27 protein-coding genes are annotated in these 26,279 nt (G+C 49.3%); 19 read left to right on the top strand and 8 right to left on the bottom strand.

The annotated features are described in order from the left end of the window. Positions 1-68 precede the first annotated feature (68 nt). The 3 genes from FYJ53_RS13980 to FYJ53_RS13970 are packed head-to-tail and all read left to right on the top strand — an operon-like array spanning position 69 to position 2,756. Positions 69-686 (top strand): aminodeoxychorismate/anthranilate synthase component II, encoded by a 618-nt coding sequence (locus FYJ53_RS13980; protein WP_013379401.1) that lies wholly within the window; start codon positions 69-71, stop codon positions 684-686. Then, positions 655-2,007 (top strand): aminodeoxychorismate synthase component I, encoded by a 1,353-nt coding sequence (gene pabB, locus FYJ53_RS13975; protein ID WP_013379402.1) that lies wholly within the window; start codon positions 655-657, stop codon positions 2,005-2,007. The genes FYJ53_RS13980 and pabB overlap by 32 nt, the downstream gene beginning before the upstream one ends. After that, the gene (locus tag FYJ53_RS13970; RefSeq protein ID WP_148428699.1) at positions 2,004-2,756 is read left to right on the top strand and encodes an aminotransferase class IV; all 753 of its coding nucleotides are present in this window, start codon (positions 2,004-2,006) and stop codon (positions 2,754-2,756) included. The genes pabB and FYJ53_RS13970 overlap by 4 nt, the downstream gene beginning before the upstream one ends. Before the next feature lie 27 nt (positions 2,757-2,783). On the opposite strand, the gene FYJ53_RS13965 is transcribed toward FYJ53_RS13970, so the two are convergent. Beyond that, complete coding sequence (locus tag FYJ53_RS13965) at positions 2,784-3,893, bottom strand: Mbeg1-like protein (protein WP_148428697.1); 1,110 nt, start codon at positions 3,891-3,893, stop codon at positions 2,784-2,786. A 159-nt stretch (positions 3,894-4,052) separates the two neighbouring features. Between FYJ53_RS13965 and FYJ53_RS13960 the strand changes: the two genes are divergently transcribed. The 7 genes from FYJ53_RS13960 to FYJ53_RS13930 all read left to right on the top strand — a co-directional run bounded on the left by FYJ53_RS13960 (position 4,053) and on the right by FYJ53_RS13930 (position 12,086). Then, positions 4,053-4,547, top strand: coding sequence for a hypothetical protein (locus FYJ53_RS13960; protein ID WP_013379405.1), 495 nt, complete (start codon positions 4,053-4,055; stop codon positions 4,545-4,547). 154 nt (positions 4,548-4,701) lie between these two features. Then, a complete protein-coding gene (locus FYJ53_RS13955; RefSeq protein WP_371720662.1) occupies positions 4,702-5,736 on the top strand; it encodes a radical SAM protein in 1,035 nt (344 codons plus the stop codon). 14 nt (positions 5,737-5,750) lie between these two features. Continuing rightward, positions 5,751-6,719, top strand: coding sequence for an ABC transporter substrate-binding protein (locus tag FYJ53_RS13950; protein ID WP_090413500.1), 969 nt, complete (start codon positions 5,751-5,753; stop codon positions 6,717-6,719). Between the two features lie 8 nt (positions 6,720-6,727). Beyond that, positions 6,728-7,540, top strand: a complete 813-nt coding sequence (locus FYJ53_RS13945) for an ABC transporter permease (protein ID WP_148428695.1) — start codon at positions 6,728-6,730, stop codon at positions 7,538-7,540. Next, positions 7,524-8,264 carry an ABC transporter ATP-binding protein gene (locus tag FYJ53_RS13940; protein WP_013379409.1) on the top strand — a complete coding sequence of 247 codons (741 nt, stop codon included), beginning with the start codon at positions 7,524-7,526 and terminating at the stop codon, positions 8,262-8,264. The genes FYJ53_RS13945 and FYJ53_RS13940 overlap by 17 nt, the downstream gene beginning before the upstream one ends. A gap of 181 nt (positions 8,265-8,445) precedes the next feature. Further along, entirely contained in the window at positions 8,446-8,904 is a 459-nt protein-coding gene (locus tag FYJ53_RS13935) for a hypothetical protein (RefSeq protein ID WP_090413503.1), read from the top strand. Positions 8,905-9,074: 170 nt separating this feature from the next. Then, on the top strand, positions 9,075-12,086 hold the full coding sequence (locus FYJ53_RS13930) for an MrcB family domain-containing protein (protein WP_148428693.1): 3,012 nt from the start codon (positions 9,075-9,077) through the stop codon (positions 12,084-12,086). Positions 12,087-12,571: 485 nt separating this feature from the next. Here the strand turns inward: FYJ53_RS13930 and FYJ53_RS13925 are convergent, their stop codons facing one another. Continuing rightward, on the bottom strand, positions 12,572-14,074 hold the full coding sequence (locus tag FYJ53_RS13925; RefSeq protein ID WP_013379413.1) for a GntR family transcriptional regulator: 1,503 nt from the start codon (positions 14,072-14,074) through the stop codon (positions 12,572-12,574). Between the two features lie 201 nt (positions 14,075-14,275). On the opposite strand from FYJ53_RS13925, the gene FYJ53_RS13920 reads away from it, so the two are divergent. Both FYJ53_RS13920 and FYJ53_RS13915 read left to right on the top strand, forming a co-directional pair. Continuing rightward, positions 14,276-14,776, top strand: a complete 501-nt coding sequence (locus FYJ53_RS13920; RefSeq protein ID WP_013379414.1) for a hypothetical protein — start codon at positions 14,276-14,278, stop codon at positions 14,774-14,776. Positions 14,777-15,007: 231 nt separating this feature from the next. Next, entirely contained in the window at positions 15,008-15,358 is a 351-nt protein-coding gene (locus tag FYJ53_RS13915) for a hypothetical protein (protein ID WP_013379415.1), read from the top strand. 36 nt (positions 15,359-15,394) lie between these two features. On the opposite strand, the gene FYJ53_RS13910 is transcribed toward FYJ53_RS13915, so the two are convergent. Together FYJ53_RS13910 and cysS are read right to left on the bottom strand one after the other, a co-directional pair. Continuing rightward, a complete protein-coding gene (locus FYJ53_RS13910; RefSeq protein ID WP_013379416.1) occupies positions 15,395-15,814 on the bottom strand; it encodes a Mini-ribonuclease 3 in 420 nt (139 codons plus the stop codon). Continuing rightward, positions 15,799-17,196: a cysteine--tRNA ligase gene (gene cysS / locus FYJ53_RS13905; protein ID WP_148428691.1), complete on the bottom strand. Its 1,398-nt coding sequence runs from the start codon at positions 17,194-17,196 to the stop codon at positions 15,799-15,801. The genes FYJ53_RS13910 and cysS overlap by 16 nt, the downstream gene beginning before the upstream one ends. A 177-nt stretch (positions 17,197-17,373) precedes the next feature. Here cysS and FYJ53_RS13900 point away from each other — a divergent pair, with 177 nt between their 5' ends. The 7 genes from FYJ53_RS13900 to ispD all read left to right on the top strand — a co-directional run bounded on the left by FYJ53_RS13900 (position 17,374) and on the right by ispD (position 22,322). Next, positions 17,374-18,339, top strand: a complete 966-nt coding sequence (locus tag FYJ53_RS13900) for a bile acid:sodium symporter family protein (protein WP_148428689.1) — start codon at positions 17,374-17,376, stop codon at positions 18,337-18,339. Between the two features lie 93 nt (positions 18,340-18,432). Then, entirely contained in the window at positions 18,433-19,185 is a 753-nt protein-coding gene (gene yaaA / locus FYJ53_RS13895) for a peroxide stress protein YaaA (RefSeq protein ID WP_013379419.1), read from the top strand. Between the two features lie 129 nt (positions 19,186-19,314). Then, the gene (locus FYJ53_RS13890) at positions 19,315-19,608 is read left to right on the top strand and encodes a YerC/YecD family TrpR-related protein (RefSeq protein WP_013379420.1); all 294 of its coding nucleotides are present in this window, start codon (positions 19,315-19,317) and stop codon (positions 19,606-19,608) included. After that, positions 19,608-20,825 (top strand): pyridoxal phosphate-dependent aminotransferase, encoded by a 1,218-nt coding sequence (locus FYJ53_RS13885; RefSeq protein WP_073382604.1) that lies wholly within the window; start codon positions 19,608-19,610, stop codon positions 20,823-20,825. Before FYJ53_RS13890 ends, FYJ53_RS13885 begins: the two co-directional genes overlap by 1 nt. Positions 20,826-20,834: 9 nt before the next feature. Continuing rightward, positions 20,835-21,140: a PspC domain-containing protein gene (locus tag FYJ53_RS13880; protein WP_013379422.1), complete on the top strand. Its 306-nt coding sequence runs from the start codon at positions 20,835-20,837 to the stop codon at positions 21,138-21,140. Between the two features lie 8 nt (positions 21,141-21,148). Continuing rightward, positions 21,149-21,613 carry a tRNA (adenosine(37)-N6)-threonylcarbamoyltransferase complex ATPase subunit type 1 TsaE gene (tsaE, locus tag FYJ53_RS13875; RefSeq protein WP_013379423.1) on the top strand — a complete coding sequence of 155 codons (465 nt, stop codon included), beginning with the start codon at positions 21,149-21,151 and terminating at the stop codon, positions 21,611-21,613. A 4-nt stretch (positions 21,614-21,617) separates the two neighbouring features. After that, the gene (gene ispD, locus FYJ53_RS13870; RefSeq protein WP_041690090.1) at positions 21,618-22,322 is read left to right on the top strand and encodes a 2-C-methyl-D-erythritol 4-phosphate cytidylyltransferase; all 705 of its coding nucleotides are present in this window, start codon (positions 21,618-21,620) and stop codon (positions 22,320-22,322) included. A 45-nt stretch (positions 22,323-22,367) separates the two neighbouring features. Here ispD and FYJ53_RS13865 read toward each other — a convergent pair whose 3' ends face one another. Genes FYJ53_RS13865 through FYJ53_RS13850 form a run of 4 tightly spaced genes read right to left on the bottom strand, consistent with a single transcriptional unit; the run spans position 22,368 to position 26,209 of the window. After that, complete coding sequence (locus FYJ53_RS13865; protein ID WP_154557383.1) at positions 22,368-23,174, bottom strand: DUF92 domain-containing protein; 807 nt, start codon at positions 23,172-23,174, stop codon at positions 22,368-22,370. Positions 23,175-23,184: 10 nt separating this feature from the next. Next, a complete protein-coding gene (locus FYJ53_RS13860; RefSeq protein ID WP_013379426.1) occupies positions 23,185-23,853 on the bottom strand; it encodes a diacylglycerol/polyprenol kinase family protein in 669 nt (222 codons plus the stop codon). After that, a complete protein-coding gene (locus FYJ53_RS13855; protein WP_013379427.1) occupies positions 23,850-24,713 on the bottom strand; it encodes a phytoene/squalene synthase family protein in 864 nt (287 codons plus the stop codon). Before FYJ53_RS13855 ends, FYJ53_RS13860 begins: the two co-directional genes overlap by 4 nt. Continuing rightward, entirely contained in the window at positions 24,710-26,209 is a 1,500-nt protein-coding gene (locus tag FYJ53_RS13850) for an NAD(P)/FAD-dependent oxidoreductase (protein WP_154557382.1), read from the bottom strand. The genes FYJ53_RS13855 and FYJ53_RS13850 overlap by 4 nt, the downstream gene beginning before the upstream one ends. Between the last annotated feature and the right edge of the window lie 70 nt (positions 26,210-26,279).

Genomic DNA, 26,279 nt, shown 5'->3' with positions numbered 1-26,279 from the left:
ACAGACGTGCTGAGGGCGCGCCTGTTTTTGGCTTTTTTTGTGCACCAAATTTACAGGGAGGACCACAAATGTATATCATGATTGACAATTACGATTCCTTTGTTTATAATCTCGATGCTTATTTTAAAGAGCTGGGACAGGAGATAGAGGTAATCCGCAATGATGCGGTAGACATTCATGCGCTGCTTGAACGTGGGGATATTCAGGGAATCATTATTTCTCCGGGTCCCAAAAATCCGGAGGACTGCGGTAAATCTGCCGAAGTCGTGCGCGCTTTTACCGGCAGAGTGCCGATTCTGGGGGTCTGCCTGGGGCACCAGATTATCGGCCATGTTTTTGGAGCAGTGGTGAAAAAAGGTGAAAGACCCATGCACGGCAAGATAACGCCAGTATTTCATAAAGGCAGAAACCTGTTTGAGGGGCTCAGGCAGGAGATGCCTGTCACCCGTTACCACTCACTGGTGGTGGCTGAAAACAGCCTGCCGGAGATTCTGCTCATTGACGCGCGGTCTGAGGACGGCGCAATTATGGCGCTTTCCCACAGGAATTACCCGGTTTACGGTATCCAGTTCCATCCCGAGGCAGTGTTGACTGAAGCGGGGCATGCGGTGTTGAGCAATTTTATTCGGTTATGTGAGGAGTGGTGGAGTCAAAATGAAAACACAGATTGTCGAATGGCCTCTTAAGTATGGCGCAGCTGAGCTTTTTGACCTTTACTGCAGCCTTCCCGGCGCTGTTTTACTGGATTCCTCCCTGGTCAATGAAATGGGGCGTTTCTCCATGATCGGGCTGAATCCCTATAAAACTCTAGAAGTAAAGGACGGCTCTCTGTTTGTGGACGGCAGTCCGTCTGAAGGCAGCCTGGAGGAAGTTCTGGGCGCGTATATGGCAGCGCATTATGAAAAGAACGATACCGTACTGCCTATGATTTCGGGCGCTATTGGCTACTTTACCTATGACTACGGCCGGTGCTTTGAGCGGATAAAGACCCGCCATGCCAGGGGTCAGGAGATTCCGGACTGTATTTTAAATTTTTATGACAATCTCATCATTGAGGACCGGCATGAAAAAAGGCTGTACCTGACAGCCAGCGGTATGCTGGCAGAGCCTGAAGTAGCTCTGGACACATTAAAAAGCGAAATTACTGCCTTTAGGCCCGGTAAAGAGACTGGAAAATGGGAAGAATACCCCGTGAAAATTGCCTCGGATTTTGAGAAAGAGGCTTATAAAAAAGCCATTGACCGGATGATCGACTATATTGTGGAAGGTGATATTTATATCGCGAATATGACCAGGCGTATTATGGCCTACAGCGGGAAGCCTCCCTACGCCATGTTTAAAAGCCTGCGTGAGAATAATCCTTCACCCTTTGGCGGCTATTTTAACTATGGGGATTTTCAGATCATTAGTGCCTCGCCAGAACGATTTCTGCACATGAAAAACGGTCTGGTAGAAACACGGCCTATCAAGGGCACACGCCGCCGGGGCGAAACGCCGGAAGAGGACGCGGTTCTGAAAAAGGAGCTTCAGGAATCCGGGAAGGATAAGAGCGAGCTGCTTATGATCGTTGATTTGGAGCGCAATGATCTCAACCGGGTCTGTGAGCCGGGGAGCGTAAAGGTCACCAGCCTGTTTGACGTGGAAACTTACGCAACAGTCTTTCACCTGGTTTCCAATATTGTCGGAAAAATGCAAAGCGGCCTGACAGCCCCTGACCTGCTGCGCGCCGCTTTCCCTGGCGGGTCGATTACCGGAGCACCTAAAATACGAGCCATGGAAATTATCGACGAGCTGGAGCAAAGCCGCAGGGGGCTGTATACGGGTTCCATGGGCTATCTTGGTTTGGATGGGAGCTGTGATCTGAACATTGTGATCCGCACCGCGCTTTACCAGAACGGCTGCTACACTCTGGGCGTGGGCGGCGGTATTACCTGCGAGTCGGATCTGGAATTTGAGTATGAGGAAACAGAGCAAAAGGCCAGGGCGCTTCTGGAGGCCATGCGATGAGCGCGCAGGAGCTGATTTTGGACGATGGCTTCTGTTTTGGACTGGGAGCCTTTGAAACCATCGCGGTAATGTACGGGCAGCCTGTGTTTTTAGAGCCACATCTGAAACGGTTAAGAGAAGCTTTGGATTTTTTTGGAATACCAGACCCTGTGACCGCGGAATGGGTGGACGAAATTCTAAAAAAACATTGCGTGAAGAACGGGGTGCTCAAGATTATGGTTTCCCAGGAGAATTGTCTGTGGTCCTGCCGGGAAAACCCTTATACCCCGGCGGATTATGAGCGTGGCTTTGTGCTGAGAACCAGTCCGGTGCGGCGCAATGAAACCTCGCCTTTGACATGGCACAAGACGCTCTGCTATGGGGAAAACATTCTTGAAAAAAGACGGGCGGCTGCCCAGGGCTTTGATGAGCCAGTATTTTTAAACACCAGAGGTCAGCTGACAGAGGGAGCGGTAACCAATCTTTTTTTTGTAAAAAAAGGGCGGCTGATTACGCCCTCTCTGTCCTGCGGTCTGCTGCCGGGTACAGTCCGAGATTACCTGATTAACCGCTACGATGTGGAAGAAAGAGTGATTTTTCCGGAGGAGATTGGTGAGTTTGATGAAGCCTTTGTCACCAACGCTCTGATGGGGATGCTGCCTGTCCGTCAGCTCGACGACATCGCTTATGGTGAAAAAAGTGTCTGGGAGGCAGTCTGGAGAGATTATCATGATCTTTTGCGGCAGGCGCTTGATTGGCCAGTGGCGTGAAGCGGTATAATGAAGAAGCCCCAGATTTTATTCTGAGGCTTTTTTGTGCGGCAGCAGGGTATGAAAGGAATCTTTGGCGGCGTCCAGGAGCTTGGAAATGGCTTCAGTCATCATTTTTTTTGTTTTGGGGTCGGTATTTTCAAGGGTTTGCTTGATGGCACGGGCATTTTTCAGGGAAAAGTGCGCCAGATCACTGACGGTCTGAGCCTGTGTCACAGACAGGATGTCATAAAAGGTATCGATAAACTGTTCGCGCTCCTCAGGAGACATGTCATCGACCCACACCTTGACGGTTTCGTCCATAAAACGGCAGCCGGCAGTCACCGATTCCAGACAGACGAAATCAGGTCCCAGAATTTCCCAGGAGTAGGGGTCATGCTGGGCAATGCCAATCTGTTTGCTGTGTACCACGGTGTAGTCCTCCGCGTGCTCAAGGAGCATGCCCACAATGGAGGTCTGAGGCACGAAGGTACAAATGCGGCCGCTTACCGCCTGATAGGATGAGCTTTCCAGTACCTCGGCGGGAAAGCCGGGACCGTCGTTGCTGTAAATCGCCTCAATACGATTGAGGTAAGCCCCGCAGTGAATGCCGGCATATACTGCCAGGTTACCGCCCTTCGAGTGACCACCCACACGCAGGCGAATGGCGCCAAGGCTTCCGGCAGCATGCTTCAGATATTCGGCGGCTTCAGTCTGGGAGGGAATACAGGTTTTAAAGCTCATGTTAAAGTCTTCTTTCCAGCCGACAAGGGTGTTGTCTGTGCCCCGATAGGCAATGAAGGCCAGTCCGTCACCGGTCAGAATGGTGAGCCCACAAAACTGCTTTTCCAGAATGGGGTCCAGCTGGTCATCGTAAAGGCAAAGCCCCATATCTGAAAAACGGCGGCTTTGCGCCAGTTTCCTTAAAAGGTGTCCATCCTCATCCACCCGCAGGCGCAGCTTCTGTTCCTCCTCAGGCAGTGCCGAAAAGCGGGCAAAGGCCTTGGTAATACTGACAGCCACGGTGCTGTTTGGAACAATGCCCTCGAAGCGGATATAGGAAACACAGCTGAGAATCAGATTATCTACCGCGTTAAAGGGAGACTGGTCCAGGGTGAGATCTCCTCGCCAGTCAAGGTAATCAAAAATATTGGACATGATAAAGTCCTCCTGTTATGTAAGCCTTGCCATTAGAATAGCTCAAAAGGAGGGAAAAGACAAGAGGATATTTTGTCAAAAGTGATTCAAAGTCGCCTTTTATTAGCTTTGAAAATATGTTAAAATGGTTGTAAACATTTACGATGAGAGGAGAAAAAAGTGAAAAAGCAAATGAAATTATTGGGGGTTTGGCTGGTCGTTTTATGCCTGATGCTGTCCATTACCGGCTGTGGCGATGATGGGACCCAGGCTTATGCCGAAGAGTTTACCGATCTGGCGACTGAAATTTCCCAGGAGAACACGGATTGGCAGAAGCTTTTAAACGGAGCAGATTATGAAAGCCAGGACTGGATCAACAGTGTGCAGTCGAAGCTTTCCGAGATGGAAGCCAGTTGGACTAAACTGGGGTCTTTAAAAGCCCCGAAGAAAATGGAAGACATTCAGTCCAGCTTTAAAGGTGCATCGGATAAAATGCTGTCCGCCATTGCCCTTTATAAGGAATGCTTCAAAGCCCCCATTGATCCCAATAATATTGATGAGGCAGGCTTGAATGCCCTTGTTGACAAGGCGGGAGAGGCTGATGCGATGGCTATGGAAGCCTCCAGCCTGATGCTGGAAGGTTCTCAAAAGGCCACAGATATGATTAAAAAATAAAGAGGTATTGAAATCCCGGACCAGATGGTTCCGGGATTTTTTAGTTTAGAAGCCGACAGCAGCACAAAATCATCTGGACAAACGCTTTAAAACACGTTATACTACATCTTGACATCTATATGACAAAGTCTAATAGAAGAACAAAGAGATATGTGTGAAAGGAAATGAAATGCAGGAAAAAGAAGAGCTGTTTGCCTTTATTGAAAGGGCTGAAAGAAATGTGCTAGAGGGGAAGGAATTGGAACGGGCAGAACTGATCCGTTTGCTGGCCATTGATCCGGATTCGGAGGCCTGTGATCGCCTGGGACAGGCGGGCCGCCGAGTGGCTTCGCGAGTGACTGGTGACAGAGCCTACCTCTGGGGCGCTATGGGAGTTGACTATAAGGCATGCCCCATGAATTGTGACTTTTGTTCTCTGGGTGAAGGCTGGGGGATTGTGGAGCCAGACCGTGAGCGGGACTTTTCGGAAACGGAAATTATTGAGAACGTTCGGGATTATGCGGAAAACAAAGTGCGTTGGATCGTCCTCAGGACTACAGAATTTTACAGTCTGGAGGTACTTTCAGAGCTTATTGGAAAGATCCGAAGGGCTGTGCCAGGCCGCTATGAAATCGGCCTGAACGTGGGTGAGTTTGATCTGGAAAAAGCCAATTCCCTTTACCGCGCCGGTGTGGACTTTGTATATCATTCTCTACGGCTTAGGGAAGGCAGGGATACCCGGTTTAGGCCAGATGAGCGTCTGAAAACACTGCGGGCCGTCAAGGATTCCCCTCTGAAGCTGGTTTTTCTGGTTGAGCCCATCGGCATTGAGCACAGCAATGAGGAAATCGCAGACATCTGTCTGTGCGCCATTGAGCACCAGGCCATCGTGACTGGCGGTATGGCCCGTGTACCGGTGCCAGGAACTCCTCTTGGTGTGCACCCGCAGATAACTGAAAACCGCCTGGCCCAGATTATAGCCGTCACGCGTCTGGCTGGCGGCAGCCGTGTGCCGGATATCTGCGTGCATCCGGCAACGCCAAAGGCCATGTGCTTTGGCGCCAATGTGGCTGTGGTGGAAACAGGATCTATCCCTCGGGACAGCTGCTGTCTGCCAAAGGAAAAATGGAATCAGTTTGACGCAAAGACAGCAGGTGAATGGTTTGAGCAGGCTGGCTATACCCTGTATGCCGGACCAGAAATGCAGTGAAAAAGGAGAATGAAATGAAAATTAAAAAATATATGGCGATGGCTCTGGCGGTGGTGATGGCTGCGGGACTGCTTGCTGGCTGTGGCAGCCCAGGAGAAGATACAGCGGCAAAAAGTGAGAAGGTAACAGTGGGAACTTGGAAAACAGCCCAGACCATCACGCCTTATTTTTACGATGAATTTATGCCGGAAAGCGTTGAGGTTTTGCCATTTACCAACCCAGGTGACCAGAAAACCGCGCTGCTGGCAGGCAGCCTGGATATGTGCGGCACCACACTGGTTACTGCCATTACGGCAGCCTCCAAGGGGGAGCCGGTCAAAATTGTCACAAGCCTGTGCAATAAATGCTCGGCATTGGTAGTGGACAAGGACTCTGGTATCCAGAGTGAGGCTGACCTGAAGGGCAAGCGCATTGCCTATGTGCCTGGCACTATGCACCATGCCCTGCTGCTGGAGGTGCTTAAGCGCAATGGCATCAACCCAGACACCGATGTGGAGCTTAAGCGCATCGACTTTTTCGATATGGGGCAGGCTTTGGTAAATGGGGATATTGATGCTTTTTTAAGCGGCGAGCCTTACCCGTCTCAGGCTGTTCAGGAGGGGTATGGACGCATTCTTAGCTATCCCTATTTTGATGACAGCGTTGGAACCATCAACGCGGCTATGATTGTTACTGAGGACACCATTAAAAACAAACCGGAAATGGTTCAGGATTTAGTGAATGCCCATGTGGACGCTACCAGGATGCTGAACGAAGATCGGGAGAAATGGTTAAATAAATCAGCAGAATTTGGCACAGACAAGGCTTTACTGGAAATCTCAGCAGATAATATTGAGCTCTGTTCGGACATTGACGATACCTTCATCCAGAATACCAGAAATCTGGCGGACCGCATGAAAGAGCTGGGCATGATCGACACAGTGCCGGATATTGACGCCATTTTTGACCTCAGTTTTCTGGAACAGGCCGCTAAGCGGCGTTAGGGAGCCACATGGAAAGGTTTCGGAACATTTTAAAGCGGGTGGACCCGGTGGGGTGGATTGTCCCGGCACTGGTGGTGCTGGTCTGGCTCTGGCTGTCTGCTTCCGGGCAGATCCCAGCTTATAAGTTGCCGTCTCCTGTGGAGCTCGTTCGGGTGCTGGCAGATTTTGCTTCTGGCGGTCTGGGCGTCACTCCTTATTCCGGGGCTCTGTGGGAAAATCTGGGCATCAGCCTGCTTCGAGTGCTGTCTGGTTTTTTCATTGCCGGGAGCCTGGGCATGATTATGGGGTTTCTGACTGGCCGTATACCTGTGCTAAAACGTCTTTTTGACCCGGTGATCCATCTGATCAAGGCGGTGCCCGGTATTGGCTGGCTGCCCATAGCCATTGTCTGGTTTGGGGTAGGCGAGGGAAATACCCTTTTCCTCATGTCGCTGGCAGCTTTTTTTCCTGTTTATGTCAATACTGCTGCTGGGGCGGCGGCTATTCCTGAGATGTATATTCAGGCTGGGCAGATGCTGGGTGCGCAAGGCTTCGGGCTTTTCCGTGCCATTGTTTTTCCGGCGGCTTTTCCTCAGGCGGCAGTGGGGCTTCGGCTTGGACTTGGCGTTGCCTGGGCTTACCTGGTGCTGGGTGAGGTCACCGGGGTCACAAAGGGACTGGGCGCGATCATGAGCGATGCCCGGATGCTCGGCCATGTAGAAATGGTTCTAACCGCCATGATTGTTATCGCTGTGGCCGCAAAGGTGACGGATTTTTTGCTGGTGGCTGTATGCAGGAGAATCTATCCACGGGGAGGCAGGGGAAATGAGTCTGGCATTTAAAAATATATTCCATGGCTACGGCGGCCTGGAGGTTTTAAAGGATGTGAGCTTCAAGACTGAGCCGGGCAGGATTACAGTACTGCTGGGGCCCAGCGGCTGCGGAAAGTCAACACTTTTGAAGCTGGCCGCTGGTTTTGAAAAGCCAGTGATGGGATCAGTATGCTTTAACGAAAGTCCTGTGACTGGCCCGGGTGTGGAGCGTGGTATGATGTTCCAAACGCCAGTCCTGTTTGACTGGCTTACTGTCGCGGGTAATGTGGCCTTTGGCCTCAGGCAGGCAGGTGTGCGGGGAAAGGAGCAGCAGGATCGGGTAAACCGTTTTATGGCTCTCACAGGCCTCGCTGATTTCAAGGACTACTACCCTGGCGCCCTGTCGGGCGGTATGCAGCAGCGAGCAGCTCTTGCACGGCTGCTGGTTATGGAACCCCAGTGCCTGCTCATGGATGAGCCCTTTTCCGGGCTGGACGCCCAGCTGCGGCCGAAGATGCAGGAATTGGTATTATCAGTCTGGCGGGATCTGCGGCCTACTGTGCTCTTTGTTACCCATGACGTCGAGGAGGCTTTGGTTCTGGGGCATCGGATACTAGTTTTCAGCAAACGGCCAGGCCATATTGTTAAAGATATTGAGCGAGCGCTTGAAAAAAAAGACCCTCTGGATCAGCTCACAGACCCAGGTTTTGGAAAAGAAAAAAAGAATATTCTGGAAATCCTCCGGGATCTTTAAGTAAACTAAAATCAGATAGAAGGAGCGGCACTTACGGCATACCGCTCTTTCTTTTTTGTTTCTTAAGCCCGAAGTATAATTTAAAGCAGACCTATGCAAATAACAAAGGCTGTGTTAAAATCAATTAAACGGATGGTTTAACATGAGAGGCTTTTATAAACGAAGCTGGGAGGGAGATTAAATGAAAAGAGGTCAGCTGATTTTAAGAGGGGCCGGCGCATTGCTTGCAGCCGTCATATTTTTTTATGCAGCTGCCTGGGTCGGAATTCAGCTGTTTGGCGATGATGACCGCTATCTGAACCCGGAAAAAGCAAAGGTCGTCTCACCACTGGGAGCAGCCAGCGAATGGAGATACCACATTCCCAATACAGGGGATTACACTGTGGGCCTGAACGCTGAGGGAAAGCCTGTTTTTGAGGATCCCCACCGTGCGATCAATGCCTTTAAGAGGGATCATCGCCTCTACTTTATCAGGATAGGCCTGCACTTAGGACCGGTTTTCTTCGGACCGAAAAATTGGAAACGCTTCCAGGAGGAATTTTGGACTGCTGCCCCGAAGGTCTGGGGTGAGATGGATGGGGATCATGAGCTTTATGACTTTCTGAAGGTCTACAGCAACAGCTTTGATAATTTTATTTAAAAGTCATGGGACTGTTTTCATCAGAAGTAAAGTAAACATGTGAGAACCCGAACCGTGGGATTTTATCTTTAAAGGTAAAAATATTGAATATCCCTTTAAGGATAGAAATGTTACAATAGTACTTGTAAGGAAAAACAAAACGATAACCAAATCAACGAGGTGATTCATAAATGATAGAGCGAAATTTCGGACCCAACGATGCGTGGAAAATGCTGAATGATTATACGGTAACCTTTATTACCGACCAGTTTGTATTCAGAGACGGCGGTATGACAATTCCGGCGGAGCTGAACAAATTTTTTGGCGCGGAAAGCGGGGAAACACGGGTTGTTTTCCTGTTTGAGGGACGAGAGTTTCCCTCCTATATTGAGTGCGGCTTTGGCGAAAACAGTGTGAACAACATTAAGTTGACCTGGAGCAAAGCCCTGAGCAGCAAATTTATTGGCCTGTTTCCTGATTATGAAAATTTTTTTGCCAATATGACCGAAAATCAGATGGAGGAGCGGCCGATTCTTCTGTTTGAAAAACTTGAGGCTGACGAATTTCTGGTCAAAATGATTCTGCCCACCGATGAAGCGCTGACAAAAAAACAGGAGCTTTTCGATTATCTGGGACCCGGTAAAACAGTGGTTTCCTTTAAAAGCTCCTACGAGATGGTCTTCTTAAAAAACTATCTGGAGCAGGCGGACAACCGCGGCAAGGCCGATGTGTTTATGGTGTCTGCCGGTGTCAAAAAGTTTTACGAGGCCCGGGAGACACAGGGTAAGTCCCAGGATAAAAACGCGGATAAGACCATCGAAAACGTGAAAGAAGCAGGACTGGATGACGTACTGGCCTTTTTAATGGATGGCCCTTACGCGCTCATGGCAGAAAAGGGCTTTCTGGTCATGGAAACCATTGATGAGCATTTCTACTTTGCTCTTGAGGTCTCCATGCTGGACGAGCTGAGCACTGACGATAAACGGCTGATCATCGAGCTTCTGGATCAGAAAATTGAGCACTACTTTGAGCGTATGGACGGTCCCGGTCTTCAGGAAAATCTGACCAGTCTGATGGACGAGTATGGTCATTATTTTACCAGAGATTTCCGTTACTCCTTTAAAGACATCTTGACTGACGGTATCCCCGGCTGCATTGAAGCTCTGAAATTTGTGGACGGCGACCGCTATAAGGTCACAGGGTTTGCAGGGGTGGAGGAGTGGACCGAGATTCCCTGGGTAGCAATACTTGACCGCAGCATCACCAGGGTGCCGAATACCGGCGTCTTTGTGCAATACCTGCTCAACAAGGATACCCAGAAGCTGTATCTGACCCTGTTCCACGGTTTTAAAGAAATTGAGGAGGAAGCGCTGAAAACCGGACAGGAGGATGTGAAGCCTGTTGTGGCAGCTGCACTGCGTCCATTGGTGGCGGAAATCCAGAGAAGAGTGGACCCCAGAGGCTTTGATACAGGCAGCAAAGACGTGGACCTGTATGACGACCGCTTTCGTGAAAGCGTGATCTTTTACAGAGAATACGACCGCATGGTGCCTGGGGACACACAATTGGAGCAGGACCTTCAGGAAATGCTGGAGGTTTACAACGATTATTACGAGCGCTGTATTCTGAACCTTTACCCTGAGGAAGAAGAACCAGAGGAACCCGAAGCTCCTGAAGTGCATGATGAGGAAGTCTCAGAGATTGATGGGGCCGCCGAAGAACCGCTAACCGAAGCTGAAGCTGAAGTTCATGAAATGGAGGCAGCCGAGATTATTGAACCTGAGAATGAGGAGCGCAGTGAGCCTGAAATCATTGAATGGGAGCCGGTAGAAGAAGCGGTAGAACCTGCGGCCGAAACCAAGCCCGAGCACATGGCGTCTGCTCCTGAGCCGGATCAGCCTGAGCCTGCCTCTGTGGCAGAACAGCCGATGGCCGAGGTATCCAATGAAGCGCCCCAAAAGACTGCCCGCAGCATCAGCGAGGCAGCTTATCTGGAAACTAAGCGTGTTATGGAGGAATCCTCCGCTGAGACTGAGGAGGTCAACGCAGTGGAACGCATCCTGGAGCGGGTCGAAAATCTGGTGGAAGAACCGGTGGACATTCCTGGAACCCTCCGTCAAGTTGGGGGCTACATTACCGCCCACGGCTTTACATGTACACCGGGTATTGTGGAAAACCTCTATCTCTGTCTAAAGGCCAAGCCCTTTGTTATCCTGACCGGTATCGCGGGTATTGGCAAATCCAGCCTGGCACGCTTGTTCGCTGAGGCCATGGGAGCCAACACAGAAAACGGCCGATACAAACAGGTACCAGTCCGTCCAGACTGGAAGGACTCCAGAGGTCTGCTCGGCTATCTGGATTCCTCTGGACGCTTTGTCCCGGGCGCTCTCAATGACTTTATAAAAGAAGCAGTGGACAATCCCAGAAAGCCCTATTTCCTGTGTCTGGATGAGATGAATCTGGCCCGGGTCGAATACTATTTCAGTGAGATTTTATCTGTCATGGAGACCCGGCGTGACCGGGAAGGCCGCACCGTAACGGACCCGCTGCTGGGAGATGAGGCTTTTGGCCGTGACGAGCTGGCAAGGGAACGCTACGGCGAGCTTTACCTGCCGGAAAACCTCTATATCATCGGTACTGTCAGCAGTGAGGAAACAGCTTTTTCACTGAGCCGCAAGGTTCTGGACCGGGCGAGCCTTATCGAGATTGGACAGGTGAGCCTGCATCTGCAGAGCCCGCCGCGCACCATGCCAGAGCCAATCCATCTGGGCAACAGGTTTTTAAAAAGTGATGTTCTGGTTCTGGCTAACTGTACCCGCCAGCGGGACATGATTCAGGAGGTTGTCACGCTGCTTGAGGCGATGAATGGTATTCTCATGAAGGCCAACGCCCAGATTGGTTACCGGGTGCGTGACGAAATCTGTTTTTATCTGCTCTACAATGCCGAGTACGGCCTCATGAGCCAGGAGGATGGGCTGGATCATGCCATCCTGCAGAAGATTCTGCCGCGTATTCAGGGCGGCGGCTCCGCTGTGGAGTCTGTTCTGACCGATCTGTTCAAAATCTGTGCGGGTACCCGTTCCGGCAATGCAGTAAGAAACTATGCAGGCAACCGCGGAGGCCTCTTCCCCAAGAGTGCGGAAAAGCTGAGCGCCATGGTCAAACGCTTTGACCAGGAAGGCAAAACTTCCTTCTGGAGCTAAGCTGTCCACATATTCACATGTATCCACTGGTATTGTGGATAAACTGTTGATGATGTGGATAGATACAAGATATTGAGATTTTGAAATGAGTATGTTTGAAAAATAACAAAATATAGATAGCATCATTCAAAAAACACAGCGGTGCAAAAATTTTTCTGTGGATAATGCTGGTAGGTCATTATTAAAAGATAAATTAAGCTTGCGCTGTCCTCAACTTTGGATTATAATAAGGCGATGATGAAGCATCCGACAGATGTGTATCCAAAACAGATGATTCCTTTTTATTGGAAAGTAAGGAGGGACTGTGACGGCCAGGCACTGCTGTAAACCTACCTTTCTCCACCTATCATGTTGTTAGATTTTCGAAAGCGAATGGCTCTTGTAGGAAACAGCACTCCCCAAACGGTGTTATGGCCCGCGGTTCCGGCCTTACCATTGATAAAAATTAAAACGCAGGGAAAGCTCAAGGTTTTCCCTGCGTTTTTTTAGTGTGAATTAAAATGAATAGAATCTGAGGCAAGGTTTAAAATTTCAAGCGCTGGTATCCGTATCGTTTCAGCGTCGGTCAGTCCTGCATCCATGAGCTTTTGACGTTTACGGATAAGAATATTCCAGCTGTTCATTTCCAGCTGGCGGGCAAAGCTCTCTTTGTCACCAGATTTTAGCAGGCTAATCAGAAGGTCAAGTTCCTCACCCTTTGCGTCCATATCGGAGTCGCCAAGGTAACTTAACGGTATCCCCCAGGACATAATATGGATGAGCGGGCTGAAAATCGCCCGTATTTCAGAGTTTTTATGAGAATAAAACACAGTTTTTAAAATCTGTCCATGAGTATAGAGGTAGTTCCTGCTCTGGGTTTCCTGTTCATAGAGGCGGATGATCTCGTCAATTCTTTCAGGGGTGATTGCGTTAAAGCTTTCCTGGGCAACGGTACGGACGTTAATGGTGACGAGCTGGAGTCCCATGAGGTAAAAAATCAGGCTTTTACGAGTCCCGGGACTGGAAAGATCCAGACTTTCTAAAGGCTTGCGGTACAGGCTTATCCGCGTTCCGCATCCGTTTATGGTCTCAGTCATGCCAACACTATTTAACAATGCGATGGTTCTTCGGATGCTGATCAGGGAGACACCGTATTTTTCGGCAAGAGTAGCCGGTGTTGGCAGAAATTCCTGGTTTTTATAAACGCCTTTTCGTATATCCGCAATTATGCTAACTGCCACGTTATAATATACCTGTGGTCTGCCTGCCTGTATGTGCCATACAAAGGGCAGTTGGTTGGGATTTTTGCCAAACCGATCGGTTACCTCCTTGTTCAAAAGGCCGATCTGTTCCGATAAAAGGCGGCAGACTCTGGTGAGAACCTGGCACATGCCAGCGTAATCCCCGGTGGCCTTGAAATCGGACAACTGGCTGAAGCCGTTCAAAAAAGAGGCAAAGGTGCCCAGATCATAGGGAAGGCCAATGGCGCTCATCTTTTTGGGGGAAAGATAAGTAAACATGGAGGCATCCAGGTGTACGCTTTCCAAAAGAGGGTTTCCAAGACTTGCGAGGACAAATCGCAGAGGATAGAAGAAGGGCAGGCTGTCCTCAAAGCTCGTCTGCAGAAGCAAATCCATCAGCTTTTCGGAGTCCTTTGGCTTCATAAAATAAAAAGCATGGAGCAAGGTCTTGGCAAATATTCCGGGCAGAAAGGCACGAAGCTCCTCCAGAGCGTCATGGCGGGCGGTGAAATGTTCAATATAACGCTCGCGGCATTCATCGTCACTGTAGGTAATGGTAACGATGGCGGGCCTTCCCCTTGTCAGGCGGATAAAGCCGTCTCGTTCAAGATTAATGAGGGATTGCCGTACCGTGTTGATGGAAATATTAAACTGTCCGCTTATTTTTTCAATGGTTGGCAGGGAGTCTCCTTCCCGGTAAAGACCAAAACGGATTTTGTTAGCGTAATGTTCATAAACAATTTGATAGAGATCTTGTGTATCTTTCAAGGTATTCATCCTTTATATTTAGTGTATAATCTATATTTTACCATTTATAGCCTCAAAATACCATGAATTGAGCGGCGAAATGCAATGCGGTTATGATTAAGGTGTAAAAAGAAAAAACTTCACCAAACGGTCACATTGCTGTCAGAAAGCCATCAGATTGGTTTGGTATCCTATTGATTATCAATTTACAAAGGAGTTAACATGAAAACGGAAGCTAAAAAGAAGAATAAAGCCAGTTTGGCCCTCTACATTGCCGCTGTGCTTTTCGGTATTTACGCAATTTTTTCCTTAATTAATACGGCTCTCTATATTTCAAATTTGATCAGTACCCAGTATATTACGGTATCTGAGAGCCTGACGGATATCATCGTTTATTTTGTCACTAATTGCGGTCCGTATATTTTCTATGCAGCTGCCCTGGGAGGTATGGGGTATCTGGTAGAAATGACAGCAGGACCCCGCAGGGAAAAATCAGCTGCGGATGAGAGTCAGACAGAGGAGAATACGGCAGAGGTAACCCCGGATGCCGATCTGAGTTCAGCGATGGAAACCATTGTGGATGAAGCAGCACCGGAGGAAGAAAGCACTGGAGAACCAGCAGCTTCTGGAGAAGCCGAAGCCAAACCGGAAGCAGATTCAGACGAAAAAGAGAACAGTGATAAAGAGGCGTCAGAGCTTTCAGATATTGAGAAAGCTATTTAGACCCTGTAAAAACAGAATATATGTTATTATCTATAACCATAAGACCGTCCGCCATCATGGCAGGCGGTTTTTGTGTTACTGCCCTAAAAATAATCATAAAATACGGTAAACTGTAATTAAAAATAAAATTTACAGGAAAAAATGAAAAAAAATAGAATAAATGATAGATTTCATCTATCTAATTAATTATTTTTATGATAAAATATACAAAATACATGGGAGGTAACAGTGATGGATGGGATTACTAATCAAAAAGAATACGTTGAGAAAAACGCACGTATTGTTGAAGAAAAAATAGCCTCTGTTGAAAAGCTGATCCAGGCTGGAGAAGACAAAACAATTGTACGCGCTGCTTTTAAGGAGCTAAAGCAATTTGTGCGCACAGAATATGATACTTTTCATAAAAAGAAGTATTTTGGGACCTACATCTTTGACTGCTATCACCCTCTGGTTGAAGGCATTCATTTGTCTGCCCTGGGAGAAACGCGTGTCAACGCTACAGTGGAAAACATTCAGGAGGCGGTTCAGGAGGCGCGTGCAGTATTGGAAAGCTGGCGTGCGGACGCCAATGACGAACAGTAAAAAGGCCCTGCTTTAATCAATAAGCAGGGCCTTATTTTATTCGGACAGCAGGTTGATGCCGCGCACCATCAGCTCTTCAAGCCGTTCCTTCTGACCGGTAAGCTCAAGATAACCGACAAGGGCCTCGAGACCGGTGGCGTAACGATAGTCGATGGTTCTGGCATGTTTGGGTACATGGGAGCGGGTATTGCGGCCACGTCTTACAATAGTCTGCTCCTCATCGGTCAGAGAGTCCATGAGGGCCAGCGCCATTTTGGACTGTCCGTCGGCCCTGACGTACTTTATGGATTCCTTTGTCAGGTGGTTAACATTGGAGATACCGCCAGATACCAGAAAACGGCGGATATACTCGGAATAAACACCATCGCCGATATAGGCAAGGGTCAATGGATTGAGGGCCCTTGCCTCAGCGATGGTGTATTTTTTTTGCAGACGTTGTTTTACGCTTTCTTCCATTTGACTCCTTCGCGCGTATCTTCAAGTATAATGCCTTTGGCCAGCAGCACGTCGCGAATTTCATCGGCCAGAGAAAAATCCTTATTTTTACGGGCTTCCTGGCGCTGAGCGATGAGGGCTTCAACCTCAGCTTCCAGATCCGTTTCTTTTTCCTTTGCTGCCAGCCCAATAACGCCGGTCAGCTCCTTAAAAAGATCCAGTGCGGCTTTTACCGCCTCTCTGGAAGAGGCTTCGCTCAGATTGGAGTTGGTATCCCGTACCAGCTCAAAAATGGCGGCTATGGCGTCGGCAGTATTCAGGTCGTCGTTCATGGCGTCAATAAAACCTTTTTTGTATTGGGCCAGATTGTCCATCCATGTTTTTTCATCTTCGCTGGCGGCTTCTGACTTGTTGTTTTCAAGCAGATATTCCATCTGGTATTTGGCATTGTAGAGCCGCTCCAGAGCGTTCTGGGCTTGTCCCAGCAGCTCGTCGGAGAAGTTGACAGGACTTCTGTAGTGAGCCATAAGCATGAACATGCGAACCACCTCCAAATCATAGTGCTTGGCGATGTCGCGCACAGTAAAGAAGTTGCCCTTGGATTTGGACATTTTTTCATTGTTGATGTTGATATACCCGTTGTGGACCCAGTAGTTGGCAAACTTGCAGCCACAGGAACCCTCGGACTGGGCGATCTCATTTTCGTGGTGGGGGAAGATCAGATCCTGGCCGCCGCCATGAATATCAATGCTTTCCCCCAGATGCTTGCGGGACATGGCGGAGCATTCGATGTGCCAGCCTGGGCGTCCCTGGCCCCAGGGGCTTTCCCAGTAGGGTTCTCCATCCTTTTTCTTCTTCCAGAGAGCAAAATCCAGAGGACTGCGTTTTTCGTCGTTCACATCGATACGCGCGCCGGATTTCAGATCGTCGATGGACTGCTTGGAGAGCTTTCCGTAGTCGTGAAAATGGTCGACCTGATAGTAGACATTGCCGTCCACGTTGTAGGCCAGCCCGCGTGCCTCAAGCTCTTTAATCATTTCGATGATCTCAGGCATGTGGTCGCTGACACGCGGGTGCACGTCCGCCCGGCGGATGCCCAGAGCGTCGGCATCCTTGAAGTATTCTGCAATGTACTTGTCAGCGACTTCGGCAGCGGTAATACCTTCCTCAATGCTGCGGTTGATGATTTTGTCGTCCACATCGGTAAAGTTCTGGACAAACTTGACATCGTAGCCGATATATTCTAAAAAACGTCTGAGCACGTCAAAGACGATGAAGGGACGGGCGTTGCCGATATGAAAGTAATTATAAACAGTCGGCCCGCAGGAGTACATCCGTACCTTGCCTTCTTCAATGGGAACAAACGCTTCCTTTTTCTGGGTAAGGGTATTGTATAATTTCATGGCTTTCTCCTTCTTTATTTTTTACGATTGTGTTTATTATAGCATAGGCAGAGCGGTTTTCCTATAAAGGAAATAAAAATCTGTTTACGTTCTCATGGAAAAGTATTGTATACGGGCAGGAGGGGCGTGGTATAATGATTAAAAGGTTTGTAAATTTAGAATTGAAAAGAGATAAAAATGCAGTATTTAAGCCGTTTTAATGTTTTTATCGAAAAGTGGATGCCGCTGGTTACGCCATCCTGTCTGTTCATTGGGGTTATTTTCGCGGCGTGGCTGGGTCGGTTTGCGCCATTGGTACCGTGGCTTTTTGCTTTTATGACCTTTGCGGGCAGCCTTAGTTCCGGGTTCCGGGATATGAAGAAGATCGCCATGCATCCGATTTCGCTGATCGTGGTTCTGCTGATCCTGCATATCGTGGTGCCGGTTACCGCTTTTCTGGTGGGCAGCCTGATTTTTGATGATCCGCTGCTGGTCACCGGGATTATACTGGAGTTTATTGTACCTACGGGCATTGTGAGTCTGGTCTGGGTCAATATTTACCACGGCAATTCGGCGCTGACGCTCTCTATCATTCTCATAGATACGCTGGTCGCGCCCTTTCTGGTGCCCTTCAGCCTGCATGTGCTCATGGGTTCGGCAGTGGAGATTTCGGTTGCCGGCATGATGAAGGATCTGGTGCTGATGATCGCTGTTCCAGCGCTGCTGGCTATGGCACTCAATCATGCCACAAGGGGGCGTGTCAAGCATACACTGTCTCCAAAGCTTGCGCCTTTCAGTAAAATAGGACTCATTCTGGTCGTCATCATCAACTCTACCAAGGTCGCCCCTTTTTTCAGCCAGATGACGCCTGCTCTGCTGTTGGTAACTCTCGTCATCTTTTTGCTGGCAGTCAGTGGCTTTTTCTGGGGGTTTCTGGCCTCCAAAATCTTTAAGGAGGACAATGACGGGCGGGTCTCCATGATCTTTAACAGCGGTATGCGCAACATCAGCGCCGGGGCTGTGATCGCCGGGCAGTATTTTCCGCCCGAGGTCATGTTTCCAGTTATGATCGGGACTCTGTTTCAGCAGATTCTGGCTGCCATGGCGGGCTTCTGCCTGGACCGGCTAGCGAGCCGCGAACGTGTTGTCGAGAAAGTATCTTGATAAAGCTTGAAAATTTATCAATCTGCTCTCGTATGAGGGCTTTTTTTAGTGTATACTATATAGAAATACAAAAACGAAAGAGGGTGTGTACGGATGAAGATGATTTTATCGCCTGCCAAGAATCTCAGAACCTTTGAACTGCCAGGTGCGGTAACCAGTCTGCCGGTGTTTGAAGCAAAAACGGCAGAGCTGGCGGATATTCTTAAAGCCATGACAGAGGATGATTTTAAGGCGGCAATGCAGCTGAGTGATCAGCTGGCAGCTCTCAACAGAGATCGTTTTGCGGCATTTCGGTTTGATACAGACGGCACACCGGCCCTGCTGGCCTACGATGGACAGCAGTACAAAGCTCTGGCGGCCGAAACCTTCACGCCGGAGGACTGGCAGTACGCAAATGCGCATCTGCGGATTCTCGATGCCCTCTACGGTGTGCTGAAGCCCCTTGACAGCATTTATCCCTACCGGCTGGAAATGAAAAATAAAATTCTGAAAAAACAGTCCCTGTATGCCTTCTGGGGTGATTTGATCTACCGGGAGATTACAGGTGGGGGAGATCTGCCTATTGTGAACCTGACCTCCGGCGAGTATGGCAGGGCGGTCGAAAAGCATCTGAAATCTCCGGATGAAATGATTACCTGCACCTTTAAGGTCATGAAAAACGGCGAACCTAAAACTCATTCTACCCAGTCCAAGCAGGCAAGAGGCCTGATGGCAGGCTGGATTATCCGTAATCGGGCAAAGAGCACTGAGACATTAAGAGGCTTTGATGCGGATGGTTACCATCTGGATGAAGCGCTTTCGTCTGACAGTGAACTTGTCTTTGTGAAAGACCTTTCACAAAGGTGATTTTTTGATATTTCTTTGCTTTAGCTGTTCAGCATGATATAATAATCCCATACGCTTTAATGGAGTATAAGATAATTTTAAGTGTTATCAAAGATAATGATTTTAATTTAAGAAAACAGAGGTAAAACCATGGATACAAATGATAAACGCAAAATGTTGGCTCAGGCCATTCTATCAATCGAATCAGAAGAAGAATGTTTTGAACTGTTAGAGGATATCTGTACAATAAAAGAGGTTGACGATATGGCCAACCGTTTTCAAATCGCCCTTTTATTATATGAAGGAAAAACCTTTATCGACGTAGAAAACCAGACCGGCGCAAGCTCTGCGACCATCAGCCGTGTCAACCGCTGCCTGAAGCATGGAAAGGGGTATCGTCAAATCATCGAGAGGATGTTTGACCAAAATGAAGGTGAGGATTAATGAGAACTTTTAAAAAATCCAAAAAGCTGGACAACGTCTGTTATGATATCCGCGGACCGGTCGTAGAGGAAGCAGACAGGATGACGGCGGAGGGGATTGACATCATCATGCTCAATACTGGAAATCCGCCGACCTTCAACCTGAACGCTCCGGACGAGGTTATCCGTGATATTCGCTATAACCTCAGAAGCTCTGAGGCTTATTGCCACTCCAAGGGGATTTTCCCGGCACGAAAAGCCATTGTGCAGTATTATCAGACAAAGGGACTTATGGACCTGAATGAGGAGGATGTGTATATCGGAAACGGCTCCAGTGAGCTGGTCTCTTTCTGTATGCAGGCACTGGTGGACGACGGCGATGAGATTTTAATCCCGGCGCCGGATTATCCGCTCTGGACCGCCTGCGCCACTCTGGCAGGGGGCAGGGCTGTCCACTATATCTGTGACGAGGAGTCCAACTGGTATCCGGATCTCGAGGATATTCGAAAGAAGATTACGCCCAACACCAAGGGAATTGTCGTTATCAACCCCAACAACCCCACGGGGGCTGTTTATCCGAGGGAAATCCTTGAGGGAATTGTCAAGATTGCGGTTGAAAATGAGCTGATCATTTTTTCCGATGAGATTTATGACCAGATCATTTACGATGAAATCGAGCATGTGCCTATGGGAACCCTTACTGATGAAACCCTGGTGGTCACCCTCAATGGGCTGTCAAAATCCCACCGTGTTCCGGGCTTCAGAGTTGGATGGATGGTTTTTTCAGGAAACAGGGAAATGGCCAGAGACTATATCGAGGGTATCAATCTTCTGGCAACCATGCGTCTGTGTGCCAATGTTCCGGCCCAGTACGCTATCCAGACCTCCCTCGGCGGATATCAGAGTATCGACGACCTGGTGCGTCCGGGGGGACGTCTTTACGAGCAGCGCAACATTGTTTACAAGCGGCTCAACGAGATCCCGGGTATCAGCTGTGTCAAGCCTGACGGCGCGCTGTACTGTTTCCCGAAGATTGACATCAAACGCTTCAACATCACAGACGACGTTCAGTTTGCCCTGGATTTCCTCAAAAGGGAACGCGTGTTGCTGGTACAGGGCACAGGCTTTAACTGGGCCGAGCCCGACCATTTCAGAGTGGTTTTTCTGCCAGCGCCCACACAGCTTGAAGAGACCATGGACCGCCTTCAGCGCTTCATGAGCGGTTATATACAAGGATAATACAATTTTATGAGTAATCGAAAAAAACGTCTGCTCAGAGACAAGCAAAACGGAATTATCTCCGGCGTGTGCCAGGGGATCGGGGAATATCTGGGCGTCTCGCCCTGGATTTTCCGGGTATTATTTATTCTGCCCGTACTGCCGTTTGTACTCAATTTTATCTCCGGTGTGGTCAGCATTCTTCTCTATGTGCTTTTATCCGCAGTGATCAAGGATAAGGGCGGAAGCGCAGGAACAGGCCAGGATGACAACGTGGTAGAGGTTGAGTATGAGATTGTCGATGACGAAGACGATCAGAAAAAATCGGATAGTTAGGAATGTTCATGAAAATCACAATAAAGACGGAATCTCCTGAAGCCACAAGACGGCTGGGAGCAGATTTCGGCAGCCTGTTAAGCGGCCCTCATACCATCCTGCTGACAGGAGGTATGGGAGCTGGTAAAACGGCTGTCACTAAGGGGATTGTCGAAGGGATGGGCATCTTTGACGATGTCAGCAGTCCGACCTATACCCTGGTTAACGCCTATGAGGACGGGGATAAAAAGGTCTATCACTTTGACCTGTACCGCCTTGGGGACCCTGAGGAGCTATACGAAATGGGTTTTGAGGACTACCTGAGAGAGGGGTGCAGCCTGATCATTGAATGGCCTCAGGTGGCTTGTGACTATCCCTTTACATCCAAAATAATCTTTGTTCTGGATCAAACCGAAAAACCGGAGGAACGCCTCATTACTATTGAGACAGAGGAAGCAGCAGTCATTGACGGCCTTAAAGAATTGGGATGGTGAAAGTATGGAAAAGATAAAAACCAGTGTCATTATCCCCGCCGCCGGTCAGGGAACGCGCATGAATGCGCCCATCAACAAGCAGTACCTGACCCTGCGGGGAAAGCCGATTCTGTCCTATACGCTGGATGTTTTTGAGCGCTGCTCCCTCATAGATGAGATTATTCTGGTCATCAATAAAAATGAGTTTAAAATCTGCCGCCAGCAGGTTTTAAATCCTCACAGCTACTCCAAAATCAAACTGGTGGAGGGCGGATCGACCCGTCAGAAGTCTGTTTATGAGGGGCTGAAAAAGGTCAGCCCTCAGACCGATATTGTATTGGTCCATGACGGTGCAAGACCTTTGATCAAGGAGGACATCATTGTTCAAAGCATCTATGAAACCATCCAGCACAAGGCCACCATTGTGGCCGTACCAGCCAAAAACACCATTAAGGTTGTCGAGAAGGACGGCTTTGTGGAATATACGCCCAACAGGGACTTTCTCTTTGAGATCCAGACGCCCCAGACCTTCACCTATGATCTGCTTCTGGACGCCCACGAGAAGGCTATCCAGGAGGATGTGGAGGGCACCGATGACGCCTTTTTGGTTGAGCGCATGTGTGTGCCGGTCAAAATTGTCCGGGGTCACTACAACAATATTAAGATAACAACGCCTGAAGACCTGATCATCGCGGAGTCGCTCATCGACCTTTTTTCAGGAGAGCATTAGAAAAGACCATTTTCCAGCGGGAAAATGGTCTTTCTATTTACGCTTTTATAAAAGATTAAAAAAGACGCTGGCGAGCAGCCCGGCTACTAAGCCGCTCAGAAAATTGACGACATCATTGTTCATAATTTTAAAGCCTTTGACCAGCACCGCAGCCTCGCCGTGATGCTCAGTCTTTTCTGTCAGGCGGCCACAGCTGCAACAGCGGTACTGTGCCTGAACTACAGCGCCCAGAATACTGTCGGTCACACAGCCCAGAAAGCCGCTGACGGTGATGATGAGCAGCCATGAAAGACGGAGAACCGGAAGTCCCCAGAACAGCCCGCCGGACAGGCAGAAAACCAGAGCGATGAACAGCGCGCCGGCAAAGGAGGCGGCCATCCCCAAAGGACTCACAGCGCCTGAAGTACCAGCCTCCATGGGTTTAAAGCCAATGATTGAAACCGGCGGCTTCCGGTTTAAAACGCCAATCTCCGAGGCCCAGGTATCCGCATTGGAGGAAGCAAAGGAGGCAGCATAAATGATAAGGAAAACAGGATTCTGATAAAACCAGAAGAGGATTGCTGCAGCCATGCCCGGGGCACCGTTGGCAAAGACCTGTACAGCGTCGCGCTGACCGCCCTTTTCATTGAACTGCTGAGCAGCTTCCTTTTTGTTGGATTTGATAAAGGTCAGAAGGCTGGAAGAAATGAAAAAGGCGATCATGGTCAGCCAGAACAGGAGGCCGCCGCAGAGGTAAATAACGGTGCCAAGCACCACTGCCGCCACAAAGCCGCTAAGGCTCAGGGCCTTTTTTTTATAGGCTGCAAAGCCAATGATGGCGCTCAGAAGAACGCCGAGTAGTAAAGCTTTCATTGATTACTCCTTAAAAAAACAGCTGGTATAGGAAAAAGGTAAGCAGAGGAACGGTCAGGTTATCAAGACCAAAGGGGGAGACAGCCTCTACTACCGTGGCAAAAACCGCAAGAATCAGGGCCTGAAGCAGGATGGTTCCCAGAAAGACTGGTGTTGCAGCCCAGAGGATCACGGTGCAGACCACAAAGGAAACTACCAGCATGGTCAGGCTGCCTACGTAGCTTTTGGTATTGCCGAAGATACGGTACGCCATTATGCCATAGCGTTTTCCAATGACTGCAGCCAGACCGTCACCATATCCCATGATAAAGACGCCGAGGGCCCCGGCATAGGGCGGGCTGTAGCCGCCAAAGCATAGGATGGTCAAAACCAGCAGGGAGATGGGGTAATAAACGGTACCCAGATCCCCTTTGCCCTCGTGGCGCTCCATGGCGCTGAACAGATCCTTCCGATAGGAAATAGCGTTAAGCACAATAAAGACTGCCGGCACCACGGATGCCCACACTACGTTATTAAAACAGGCCATGGCAATGAGCCACCAGTTAGATACACCAATGTGCACGAGCTTACGGGAGCCTTCTGTGGACAGCCCACGCTTTTGCAGCAGGGTGGACAGCCCCAGTATGATAAAAACATAGATAAAAGACAGAATGATCCCGAGAAGATTTGTGTCGATCATAAAGGGTTACCTCTCAAATTTCGAACCGCCTGGGTGCTTTGGCGGTAGAGTAAGAGCTGCCGTGCCTTTGGCACCACAGCCCTTTTGCTGAAGCAGTCGTATTGGTTGTCCCGGACAGCGGTCAGTATCTGGCGGTAGAGGACAGTGGCCAGGAGTACAGGCAGGCGGCTGTCTGCGTCAAACAGAGGAAGTCCCATCAGCGCTTTTTTATAGAGAAACTCGGATCGGCGGGCCTCATGTTCCCAGAGCTGTTTAAAGGTGTGGTTGACAGTCTGTCCGTGCAGTTCCTCGTCGGAGTAGCCGTAAAGCAGCTGGATTTCCCGGGGAATATAGACCCGTTTGTTTGTCAGATCCTCACCCACGTCCCGGAGGATATTGGTCAGCTGCATGGCCTTGCCGAGATCCACTGCGTTTTGCGTAAGAAGCCGGTGATGTTTTGAGAGCACAGGCAAGATCATGAGCCCGACACTGCCGGCGACATAGTAGCAGTAGCTCTCAAGGGCGGTTTGGGTAGCAGGCTGTTCAAAGTTTAAGTCCATACGCTGACCAGTGAGCATATCATCAAAGGGCAAAAAATCAATATTGTAGTGCTCAGCTGTGTGCCGGAGCGCCCGCCACATGGGCTCATCCGGGGTGAGCCCGGCTTTGAAAGCTTCAAAGGTTTCCTGAAAGGCTTCAAGCCCGCGGCGATCCTGTTGAATATCGGCCAGATCGTCAGCCCTGCGGCAAAAGGCATAAATGGCAAAGATGGATAAAGCTTTTTGACGGGGCAGCGCCGAGAAAGCCCGGTAAAAGCTTTTGGAATTTTCCTTGATCACGTCCTCACAGAAGGCGTAATCACGTTCGAGAGTGGCGTTCATAGCAGGCCGTCATCCCTTAAAAGCTCATCCACCGCCAGCTTGGCTGAGGTGAGGACAATGGGAACCCCGGCGCCGGGATGCACACTGCTGCCACAGAAGTAAAGCCCCTCACAGTGATCAGCCTTGTTGTGGGGACGAAAATAATTACTCTGGAACAGGGTTGGCTTCAGCCCAAAGGTCGCACCCTTATAGGCGTGGAAAGTATCCTGGAAATCCAGCGGGGTCAGGCTTTTCTCAAAGACGATGTGGCTTTCGATATCCTCAAGTCCCGGGATGGCGGACAGCTTGTCCAGAATTTTTTCACGGTAGGCTTTGATGGTTCGGTTGTCCCATAAAACATCGCCCTTGGAGAGCTCGGATACTGGTACCAGTACATAAAGCGCCTCACAACCCTCAGGGGCCATGGACGCGTCGATTTTTGAGGGCAGATAAAGATAGATGGAAGGATCATCGGGCAGAGTATAGGTTTCAAAAATTTCACGGACATTCTGGTCAAAATCGCCGCCAAAGCGGATATTGTGCACTGCCAGATCCGGGATTTTTTTATCCAGCCCCAGGTAGAGCAGAAAGCAGGAGCAGGAGTATTCCAGCTCGTCGATCTTATCGTCCGTATATTTGCCCTTTGCCTCCACGTTATGAACCAGGGATTTCATGACATAGGGGAAATCCGCACTGCAGACGATGTAGTCCGGAGATTCCACAGTATCACCAATGTGGACGCCCACAGCCCGGCCGTTTTCAATATCGATGCAGTCAACCGGTGTGTCCAGCCGCAGGGTGCCGCCAAGCTCTTCAAAGAGACGCACCATGCCCTCAGCCATGGTATACATGCCGCCGGGCATGTACCACACGCCGTAGAGCAGCTCGATCATGGGAATGATGGTGTAAATCGAAGGACCCTGATAGGGTGAAATGCCAATATAAAGGGTCTGGAATGCCAGAGCCTTCCGCAGGTTTTCATTTTTTACAAATTTGGAAATCGAGGTGTAGGCGTCGTCAAAGGTCTTGAGCTTCATGGCGTTGGCCAGGGATTTGAGGTTATAAAAATCACCGCGGTCCCGGAAGGATTTATCAATAAACTCATCCTTGGCTACCAGATAGCGTTTGTAGACATCAGCCAGATAGTTAAAATAGCCGAGAGTATCCTCGGGGCTGATGGCCTCCAGCATACCAGTCAGCTCGGTCAGCTCTGAGGATACCCGCTGCTGCTCGCCGTCCGGAAAGGTGAGAACATACATGGGGTCCAGCCGTTTCATGGGAATGTAATCCTCGGGGTTTCTTCCGGCGTATTCAAAAATTTCTCTGTAAATATCGGGCATCATGACAATGGTCGGTCCCACGTCAAAGGTAAAGCCCTGTTCTTTGATCTGGTTCATTTTACCGCCAGCCTGGGGCAGGCGTTCGCAGATATCGACCTCATAGCCGTTTTTTAAGAGTCGGATACCAGCAGCAAGTCCGGCTGTTCCGGCACCTATAACTGTAACTTTTTTGGCCAATTTAATCAGCTCCTTATCTTTTGTTTAAAGGTTATATACCCTTAAACCGAAAAAGGAAACTATTAAGCGA

This window comes from Eubacterium sp. BL-380-WT-2B (genome assembly GCF_009696115.1).
GTDB classification, from domain to species: Bacteria; Bacillota; Clostridia; order Eubacteriales; family Eubacteriaceae; genus Eubacterium; species Eubacterium callanderi.
The sequence above is the reverse complement of the archived record's forward strand: the minus strand, read 5'-3'. Positions and strand labels throughout refer to the sequence as shown.

Excerpts from the sequence above, each read along its gene's own strand:
- FYJ53_RS13980 (WP_013379401.1), top strand. The coding sequence starts at position 69 with ATGTATATCATGATTGACAATTACGATTCCTTTGTTTATAATCTCGAT.
- pabB (WP_013379402.1), top strand. The coding sequence starts at position 655 with ATGAAAACACAGATTGTCGAATGGCCTCTTAAGTATGGCGCAGCTGAG.
- FYJ53_RS13970 (WP_148428699.1), top strand. The coding sequence starts at position 2,004 with ATGAGCGCGCAGGAGCTGATTTTGGACGATGGCTTCTGTTTTGGACTG.
- FYJ53_RS13965 (WP_148428697.1), bottom strand. The coding sequence starts at position 3,893 with ATGTCCAATATTTTTGATTACCTTGACTGGCGAGGAGATCTCACCCTG.
- FYJ53_RS13950 (WP_090413500.1), top strand. The coding sequence starts at position 5,751 with ATGAAAATTAAAAAATATATGGCGATGGCTCTGGCGGTGGTGATGGCT.
- FYJ53_RS13945 (WP_148428695.1), top strand. The coding sequence starts at position 6,728 with ATGGAAAGGTTTCGGAACATTTTAAAGCGGGTGGACCCGGTGGGGTGG.
- FYJ53_RS13940 (WP_013379409.1), top strand. The coding sequence starts at position 7,524 with ATGAGTCTGGCATTTAAAAATATATTCCATGGCTACGGCGGCCTGGAG.
- FYJ53_RS13935 (WP_090413503.1), top strand. The coding sequence starts at position 8,446 with ATGAAAAGAGGTCAGCTGATTTTAAGAGGGGCCGGCGCATTGCTTGCA.
- FYJ53_RS13930 (WP_148428693.1), top strand. The coding sequence starts at position 9,075 with ATGATAGAGCGAAATTTCGGACCCAACGATGCGTGGAAAATGCTGAAT.
- FYJ53_RS13920 (WP_013379414.1), top strand. The coding sequence starts at position 14,276 with ATGAAAACGGAAGCTAAAAAGAAGAATAAAGCCAGTTTGGCCCTCTAC.
- FYJ53_RS13915 (WP_013379415.1), top strand. The coding sequence starts at position 15,008 with ATGGATGGGATTACTAATCAAAAAGAATACGTTGAGAAAAACGCACGT.
- FYJ53_RS13910 (WP_013379416.1), bottom strand. The coding sequence starts at position 15,814 with ATGGAAGAAAGCGTAAAACAACGTCTGCAAAAAAAATACACCATCGCT.
- cysS (WP_148428691.1), bottom strand. The coding sequence starts at position 17,196 with ATGAAATTATACAATACCCTTACCCAGAAAAAGGAAGCGTTTGTTCCC.
- FYJ53_RS13900 (WP_148428689.1), top strand. The coding sequence starts at position 17,374 with ATGCAGTATTTAAGCCGTTTTAATGTTTTTATCGAAAAGTGGATGCCG.
- yaaA (WP_013379419.1), top strand. The coding sequence starts at position 18,433 with ATGAAGATGATTTTATCGCCTGCCAAGAATCTCAGAACCTTTGAACTG.
- FYJ53_RS13890 (WP_013379420.1), top strand. The coding sequence starts at position 19,315 with ATGGATACAAATGATAAACGCAAAATGTTGGCTCAGGCCATTCTATCA.
- FYJ53_RS13885 (WP_073382604.1), top strand. The coding sequence starts at position 19,608 with ATGAGAACTTTTAAAAAATCCAAAAAGCTGGACAACGTCTGTTATGAT.
- FYJ53_RS13880 (WP_013379422.1), top strand. The coding sequence starts at position 20,835 with ATGAGTAATCGAAAAAAACGTCTGCTCAGAGACAAGCAAAACGGAATT.
- tsaE (WP_013379423.1), top strand. The coding sequence starts at position 21,149 with ATGAAAATCACAATAAAGACGGAATCTCCTGAAGCCACAAGACGGCTG.
- ispD (WP_041690090.1), top strand. The coding sequence starts at position 21,618 with ATGGAAAAGATAAAAACCAGTGTCATTATCCCCGCCGCCGGTCAGGGA.
- FYJ53_RS13865 (WP_154557383.1), bottom strand. The coding sequence starts at position 23,174 with ATGAAAGCTTTACTACTCGGCGTTCTTCTGAGCGCCATCATTGGCTTT.
- FYJ53_RS13860 (WP_013379426.1), bottom strand. The coding sequence starts at position 23,853 with ATGATCGACACAAATCTTCTCGGGATCATTCTGTCTTTTATCTATGTT.
- FYJ53_RS13855 (WP_013379427.1), bottom strand. The coding sequence starts at position 24,713 with ATGAACGCCACTCTCGAACGTGATTACGCCTTCTGTGAGGACGTGATC.